Annotated in this window: 1 protein-coding gene; it reads left to right on the top strand. The window is 33.9% G+C overall.

Features of this window, described 5'->3' with window-relative positions; all coding sequences use genetic code 11:
- Positions 1–570: UbiA family prenyltransferase (locus AMDU4_RS12700; RefSeq protein ID WP_021788339.1), on the top strand; the 570-nt coding region annotated here is incomplete at its 5' end.
- Between the last annotated feature and the right edge of the window lie 317 nt (positions 571–887).

The following is an 887-nucleotide window of genomic DNA, read 5'->3' on the forward strand; positions in this document are numbered from 1 at the left end:
AAATCGGCATATTATCTAGCGTTGTCGTTTTTCATTTTAGGATTCTTAATTTCTATTTTCATATCTCTGCTTATTAGCACAGTAGTTATACTCGCCGAATTGCTTCTTGTCAGCTATGAATTCAAGACAAAAAAACTCGGTCTGCCCGGAAACATTACAATAAGTCTTCTCATAGGCATGATATTCCTCTATGGAGGTTTTATAACGGACATGCTTTCAAAAATGATTCTGCTCTTCTTCCTGGCATTTTTCTCTAATATGTCTAGGGAAATAATGAAAGATATTGAGGATGTCAAAGGAGATATTGACAGAATCACACTTCCAAAAAGATACGGGATCAAGAATGCAAAAATTGTATCTGCTGCATTTGTGGTTACAACAATTTTAATATCATTTTTGCCCTATTATTTCCATATACTTTCTATTTATTACCTGTACGCTGTGCTACTTGATGATTTGTTATTCGCCCTTACAATCTGGTATTTAAATGCAAATATATCGAGAGGGCAAAAGATTTCGAAGGTGGCAATGATATGGGGCATGATGTGTTTCCTTCTTGGTGGAATATAATTTACCATCAATCTAGAAGAAAGCCAGTGAATTATTGTGTGGATGAATTCTTGGAAAGAAGATTAAATGATATTTATTATGAGGTGAGACCACAAAAATTTAAGGATTTTTTAAAAAATTAAACGTACCTGTGGAGCATATGGAATTCAGGCATGATAAAGATAATACTCAACATTCAAAGGGTTTTATATAAGCCCCTACGTAATTTTTGTTGGTTAAACAGAGAGCCTCCATGTCACGGTAACAGGTGGCTCACAGTTTTATATAATTTCAGATTGGCTAAAGATATTTAAGAAATTAAAATTAGAACGCGGGGA

It is taken from the genome of Ferroplasma sp. Type II (assembly GCF_000496155.1).